The following is a 6,261-nucleotide window of genomic DNA, read 5'->3' as shown; positions in this document are numbered from 1 at the left end:
CCACTTTTCGGAAGCCGTTGCTGCCTTCCAGGTAGGCAGCAACGGCTGTGAGCTTGAACTGATCGGTGTACTTACCCATGGATCCTCCCAAGGTTGGGTAGGTGTCCAACTTCTTGGGGGCAGTCCAGTCTTGTAGGACCTGGCGCAGCTAGGGAACGAATTGCACCTGATATCCCAAGTGTCTGTACGGCCAGGTTCGCCGGCTACGCCAGCTCCCACAGCGCACAGCCTGGTGCAAATCCTGTAGGACCTGGCGCAGCCAGGGAACAGCTTTTTCCGATGTTTCAGGGTTTGGGAAGGCTTGATCTGCCGGCTATGGCAGCGCCTACAGTTTCCGATACGACGGGTTAGCTTAATCTGCCCAAGGCAGGGCTCTGGCCTTGTTCAGGTTGTTCAGGTAATCCGCCCCGCCCAATTGCCCCATCTGCTGCCGAATCCATGCTGCCCGGCGCAGTACATACGGGCTGGGCCTTGCAGCACTCCACTCCCGTGGTGCAGGCAACACAGCTGCGAGCAGGCTGGCCTGTTGGCGTGAGAGGTTGGTTGCGCTGGTATGGAAGTGGTGCTGCGCTGCCGCTTCCGCACCGAATACGCCGTCATCCCATTCAGCACTGTTGAGGTAGACCTCAAGAATACGCTGCTTGGGCCACAGCACCTCGATCAATACCGTGAACCAGGCTTCCAGCCCTTTGCGCAGGTAGCTACGCCCAGACCACAGGAACATGTTCTTGGATACTTGCTGGCTGAGCGTACTGGCGCCTCGAAGTGCACCACCTTGCTCGTTGTGGGAAAACGCGGCACGTATGGCCTGAAGGTCAAAACCCCAGTGGAAGGGAAATTTCTGGTCTTCACCCGCGATAACCGCGACTTTCAAGTCGTCTGGCAGGCTGCTCCAAGGGCGCCATGTGCGCTGCAGGTCTATGGGCTGGCCGTCGAGCCACGACTGAACCTTGCGTTCCACCATCAAGGCCGTGCCAGGTGGCGGTACCCAGCGAAGCACCAGTACCAGCGCTACGCTACCAATGACAAACCACATGAGAACGCGACGAATGTGGTGCAGTAAAGTCCCTAGCATAGTGAGCTTGGCCCGGCCGAAAGAGCGGGCCATTATACAGGCCTGATGCCTGTCGATCTGGACGAACCTTTATGTTGCGTAGTTTCCTGATGTTGGCGGCCGTTTTCGGCTTTACCGGTGTTGGCTTGGGTGCTTTTGCTGCTCACGGCCTCAAAGGCCGTCTCACGCCTGAGTACCTGGCTATCTTTCAAACGGGTGTGCAATACCAACTGGTTCACGCCCTGGCCTTGCTAGGCGTTGCCGTGTTGGCTAACGTGCTGCCGGGCCGCCTGATCGGTTGGGCGGGCGCGTCGTTTTGCCTGGGTATCGTCTTGTTTTCCGGCAGCCTCTACGCACTTACCCTGACCGGTGTCGCCCGCTTGGGGATCATTACACCCTTCGGTGGGCTGGCTTTCCTGGCGGGCTGGGCCTGCCTGGGGCTAGCTGCCTGGCGCCTGGGCTGAGCCTGGCCGTCGCACGCGCCTTGGTCGAGAAGGGGGATCGGGCTAGAATGCACGCCCTCACTTTTCCAGATGGCGCCCTACATGCGCATACAGTTGAACGGAGATGCCTTCGAGCTGCCCGACGGTGAAACGGTCGCTGGCCTATTGGCCCGCATGGATCTGGCCGAGCGTCGTGTCGCTGTCGAGCTGAACCTGGACATCGTGCCTAGAAGCGCACATGCCAGCACGCTACTGAACGAGGGTGACCAGGTGGAAGTGGTGCAAGCCATCGGTGGTGGCTAGCCCTGCCTGTGTCCCCTGTTCACCCACCTATGAGGATTATCCAATGAGTACCTCCCGCAGCGACAAGCCGTTCGTTCTCGCTGGCCGTACCTACCAATCCCGCCTGCTGGTGGGCACGGGCAAGTACCGCGATCTGGAAGAAACCCGCCAGGCCATCGAAGCGTCCGGGGCCGAGATTGTGACGGTTGCCGTACGCCGCACCAACATCGGCCAGAACCCAGGGGAACCCAACCTGCTGGACGTGTTGCCGCCCAGCCGTTACACCATCCTGCCCAATACTGCAGGCTGCTACGACGCCCTGGAAGCCGTACGCACCTGTCGCCTGGCCCGTGAGCTGCTCGACGGCCACAACCTGGTGAAACTGGAAGTACTGGCTGACCAGAAAACCCTCTTCCCCAACGTGATCGAAACCCTCAAGGCCGCCGAAACGCTGGTCAAGGAAGGGTTTGACGTGATGGTGTACACCAGCGACGACCCGATCATTGCACGCCAACTGGCCGAAATCGGCTGCATCGCGGTCATGCCGCTGGCGGGGCTGATCGGTACAGGGCTGGGCATCTGCAACCCTTACAACCTGCAGATCATCCTGGAAGAAGCCAAGGTGCCCGTACTCGTGGATGCCGGTGTGGGTACTGCGTCGGATGCTGCCATTGCCATGGAGCTGGGCTGCGAAGCCGTGCTGATGAACTCGGCCATCGCGCATGCACAGAATCCCGTGCAAATGGCCGAAGCGATGAAACACGCGATCATTGCCGGCCGCCTGGCCTGGCTGGCCGGTCGCATGCCGAAAAAACTCTATGCCAGCGCGTCTTCACCGCTGGATGGCCTGATCAAATAAGAGCGTCCATGACTGATTCGCATAACACCCCGGCTGAGGGTGAGGGCACCCCGGCCCACCACCGTGCCATCAAAAGTTTCGTAATGCGCGCTGGCCGCATGACTGAAGGTCAGCAGCGAGGCCTGGAGCAAGGCGGGCCATTGTTTATCCTGCCGTTGGCCGACGCACCTGTAGACTTCGACCAAGTGTTTGGCCGTGCGGCCCCACGAACGTTGGAAATCGGCTTCGGTATGGGGCATTCCCTACTGGAAATGGCCGCCGCTGCGCCAGAACAGGATTTCATTGGCGTGGAAGTCCACCGGCCAGGTGTGGGCGCACTGCTCAACGGTGTGCTTACACAAGGTTTGAAGAACCTGCGCGTGTACGACTGCGATGCGATCGAAGTGCTCAAGCGCTGCGTGGCCGATGCCAGCCTGGACCGGTTGATGCTGTTCTTCCCCGACCCTTGGCACAAGAGCCGCCACCACAAGCGGCGCATCGTGCAGCCAGCCTTTGCCGAACTGGTACGCACCAAGCTCAAGCCCGGCGGCGTGTTGCACATGGCCACCGACTGGGAGCCTTACGCCGAGTACATGCTGGAAGTCATGAACGTGGCACCTGGCTACCGTAACCAGGCTGTTGGCGGTGGTTGCGTGGAGCGGCCCAGCGAACGCCCCATCACCAAGTTCGAGCGCCGTGGCGAGCGGTTGGGGCATGGGGTATGGGATTTGAAGTTCGAGCGGGTAGATTAACCGTTGCCTCTGTAGGGAGCGGGCAAAGCCCGCGAATACCTCTGCGCCTTAGCGCGTTTGTTCGCGGGCTTCGCCCTCTTCCTACAGTAGTTTGGCTATTTCCTATCAGCCACCACTCCAATGGCCACCAATACTGCAATCAATGCGGGTGCCAGGCTGTAGTTGTTGAATTGCTGCAAACCACGCAATACCCAAGGTGTGGCATGAATCAGCAACGCGCCACTGCCCACTGCGCAACCTAATGCTAGGGCCGGGGCGCGTAATGCGCCGCTGAAGCTCCCTACTTTCTGCGCGCCCCAATTTTTCACATGGGAGCCGAACAGCACCAGCGCGCAGCCTACCAATGCCAGGGCAATTTCCGACAGGTTGCCTCGGCACCAGCGCGACATTGTTTCAAGCACATCCAGTAGCGGTTCCATCTCGGGTCCTTAGGTCAAAAACAGTTGCAGAAGGTCGTTGAGAAACAGCTGGCCTCGTGGGGTCGCGGCCAGCCGCTCGGGATCTGCCAGCAGCAGGCCTTTGCGTTCGGCCACAGCGCGGCCTTCGGCCAGGGCAGCCAATGGCAAGCCGGTGCGTGCCGTGAACAGCGCGGCAGGCACGCCATCGGTCAGCCGCAAGGCATTCATCAGAAACTCGAACGGCAATTCTTCTGGTTCGAGTACCTTGTCGCCTGCCATGAAAGGTTTGGCCAGGTTCAGGTAGTCCTTGGGCAGGCGGGTTTTCCAGGTACGCCGTACGGTGCCGTCCGCTGCCGTAAGCTTGCCGTGGGCCCCAGCGCCGATGCCGATGAAATCCCCGAAGCTCCAGTAATTGAGGTTATGCCGTGCCGCACGGCCCGGCCGGGCGTAGGCCGACACTTCGTACTGGGCAAAGCCTGCACTGGCTAGCAGGGCCTGCCCGGCCTCCTGGATATCCCAGAGAATGTCGTCTTCAGGCAACTGAGGCGGCTGGTTCCAGAACACCGTATTGGGTTCCAGGGTCAGTTGGTACCAGGACAGGTGCGTAGGGGCGAGCGCGATGGCTTGGCGCAGGTCGCCCAGTGCTTCGTCCTGGCTTTGGCCGGGCAAGCCGTGCATCAAGTCCAGGTTGAAGTTATCGAACCCCGCCCGCCGCGCCATTTCCGCAGCCCGCAGCGCTTCATCGCCACTGTGGATACGCCCCAGCGCTTCAAGCTTGTCGGCCTGGAAGCTCTGCACGCCGATGGATAGCCGGTTGATGCCCAACGCGCGGTAGGCTGTGAACTTGTTCTGTTCGAACGTGCCTGGGTTGGCCTCAAGGGTAATTTCCACGTCAGCGGCCATAGGAATGCGCGCGCGCAGCCCGTCCAGCAAACGACCCAACGCTACCGCACTGAACAGGCTGGGTGTGCCACCGCCAAAGAAGATAGACGTCAGCGGCCTGCCTAGAGCTCCCGGCAGCTCTCGGTCGAAGTCGTCCAGCAACGCGCTGACATAGGCGTCTTCAGGGATGTCCGGCCCGGCTGCATGGGAGTTGAAGTCGCAATAAGGGCACTTTCGAACACACCACGGGATATGGATGTACAACGCCAATGGCGGCAAGTCAGGCATCGGCGTCACTCAACGCCCAAGCGCTGGCGCAACAGGGCCATGGCACGTGCCCGATGGCTGAGCTGGTTCTTTTCGGTAGGGCTGAGTTCAGCACTGGAGCAGTTGCGCTCAGGCACCCAGAACAGTGGATCGTAGCCAAAGCCATTGGCACCGCTGGCCGCCTGCAGAATACGGCCATGCCACAGGCCTTCGCACAGGATGGGCAGCGGGTCGTCGGCATGGCGCACTAGCGCCAGTACGCAGACGAACTGCGCGCCACGCTCGGCTTCAGGCAAACCTTCAAGGGCAGCCAGCAGTTTGGCATTGTTGGCTGCATCACCCTGCCCATCGGCGTAGCGAGCAGAATAGATGCCTGGCGCGCCGCCCAAGTGGTCCACGGCCAGCCCTGAGTCGTCCGCCAGTGCGGGCAGGCCCGACAGGCGTGAAGCATTGCGGGCTTTGAGAATGGCATTCTCAACAAAGGACAGCCCGGTTTCTTCCGGCTCGGCCTGGCTGAACTCGCCCACCGAGCGCAGGTGCACCTGGTGGCCCAGCATGGCCTGGAGTTCTTTGAGCTTGCCGGCGTTATGGCTGGCGAGTACCAACTGCGTAAGCGTAATCATGAGGTAAGGGCTTCATCCGTATCGGCGGTAGCGCGCCGAAAAATAGCGGGCAGCATGCCCCTCGACAGTGGCGGGGGCAAGCGCGGGGGCCAAACGGTCAAACGGCCATATGTTCAGGGCGCAGCTGGGGGCTGCTCAGCCGATAGATGCCAATCTCGCCCAGCAGGTTGGGCCAGGCCCGGCTGGCCCAGCCATGGCGGTGCTGGTGATCGACCGCCAGGCGTTCCAGTACTTGTGCATTGCGCTCCCGGCACAGGGCTTCGAAATCTTCGAAGGTGCAGAAGTGGATGTTAGGCGTGTTGTACCAGGTATAGGGCAGGAATTCTGACACCGGCATGCGCCCTTTGGTGGCCAGGTACCAGCGGCAACGCCAGTGGCCGAAATTGGGGAAGGTGATGATGCATTGCCGGCCAACCCGTAGCATCTCTTCCAGAATACGGTCCGGGTACTCCATGGCCTGCAGGGCCTGGGTCATGACTACCACATCGAAACTGTTGCTGGCGAAATTGCCCAGCCCCTTGTCGACGTTCTGCTCAATCACGTTCACGCCTTTGCGCACGCATTCATTGATGTTGTCAGGGTCGATTTCCAGGCCGTAGCCGGTCACGCCTTTGTGGTCGCGCAACCACGCCAGGAGTTCGCCATTACCGCAGCCCAGGTCGAGTACCCGGCTACCGGCCGGTATCCATTCCTGGATGATTTCCAGATCGGCTCTCATGGGC

At 60.8% G+C, this 6,261-nt stretch carries 9 protein-coding genes; 4 read left to right on the top strand and 5 right to left on the bottom strand.

The annotated features are described in order from the left end of the window. Positions 1-352 precede the first annotated feature (352 nt). The gene (gene mtgA / locus HBH25_RS16600) at positions 353-1,075 is read right to left on the bottom strand and encodes a monofunctional biosynthetic peptidoglycan transglycosylase (RefSeq protein WP_420708498.1); all 723 of its coding nucleotides are present in this window, start codon (positions 1,073-1,075) and stop codon (positions 353-355) included. A gap of 71 nt (positions 1,076-1,146) precedes the next feature. On the opposite strand from mtgA, the gene HBH25_RS16595 reads away from it, so the two are divergent. From HBH25_RS16595 to trmB, 4 genes are all read left to right on the top strand, one after another. Next, complete coding sequence (locus HBH25_RS16595; protein WP_168085050.1) at positions 1,147-1,518, top strand: DUF423 domain-containing protein; 372 nt, start codon at positions 1,147-1,149, stop codon at positions 1,516-1,518. An 81-nt stretch (positions 1,519-1,599) separates the two neighbouring features. Beyond that, a complete protein-coding gene (gene thiS, locus HBH25_RS16590; protein WP_168085049.1) occupies positions 1,600-1,800 on the top strand; it encodes a sulfur carrier protein ThiS in 201 nt (66 codons plus the stop codon). Positions 1,801-1,843: 43 nt separating this feature from the next. Then, positions 1,844-2,638, top strand: coding sequence for a thiazole synthase (locus tag HBH25_RS16585; RefSeq protein ID WP_168085048.1), 795 nt, complete (start codon positions 1,844-1,846; stop codon positions 2,636-2,638). A gap of 8 nt (positions 2,639-2,646) precedes the next feature. After that, positions 2,647-3,369 carry a tRNA (guanosine(46)-N7)-methyltransferase TrmB gene (trmB, locus tag HBH25_RS16580; RefSeq protein ID WP_168085047.1) on the top strand — a complete coding sequence of 241 codons (723 nt, stop codon included), beginning with the start codon at positions 2,647-2,649 and terminating at the stop codon, positions 3,367-3,369. Positions 3,370-3,464: 95 nt separating this feature from the next. Here trmB and HBH25_RS16575 read toward each other — a convergent pair whose 3' ends face one another. The 4 genes from HBH25_RS16575 to metW all read right to left on the bottom strand — a co-directional run bounded on the left by HBH25_RS16575 (position 3,465) and on the right by metW (position 6,257). Beyond that, positions 3,465-3,788, bottom strand: a complete 324-nt coding sequence (locus HBH25_RS16575) for a DUF3392 domain-containing protein (RefSeq protein ID WP_168085046.1) — start codon at positions 3,786-3,788, stop codon at positions 3,465-3,467. 9 nt (positions 3,789-3,797) lie between these two features. Next, positions 3,798-4,937: a radical SAM family heme chaperone HemW gene (gene hemW / locus HBH25_RS16570; protein ID WP_168085045.1), complete on the bottom strand. Its 1,140-nt coding sequence runs from the start codon at positions 4,935-4,937 to the stop codon at positions 3,798-3,800. 5 nt (positions 4,938-4,942) lie between these two features. After that, entirely contained in the window at positions 4,943-5,539 is a 597-nt protein-coding gene (rdgB, locus tag HBH25_RS16565; protein ID WP_168085044.1) for an RdgB/HAM1 family non-canonical purine NTP pyrophosphatase, read from the bottom strand. Positions 5,540-5,636: 97 nt separating this feature from the next. Next, positions 5,637-6,257: a methionine biosynthesis protein MetW gene (gene metW, locus HBH25_RS16560; protein WP_168085043.1), complete on the bottom strand. Its 621-nt coding sequence runs from the start codon at positions 6,255-6,257 to the stop codon at positions 5,637-5,639. Between the last annotated feature and the right edge of the window lie 4 nt (positions 6,258-6,261).

The sequence above is a fragment of the Pseudomonas quercus genome, assembly GCF_012033695.1.
Classification (GTDB): Bacteria; Pseudomonadota; Gammaproteobacteria; order Pseudomonadales; family Pseudomonadaceae; genus Aquipseudomonas; species Aquipseudomonas quercus.
The sequence above is the reverse complement of the archived record's forward strand: the minus strand, read 5'-3'. Positions and strand labels throughout refer to the sequence as shown.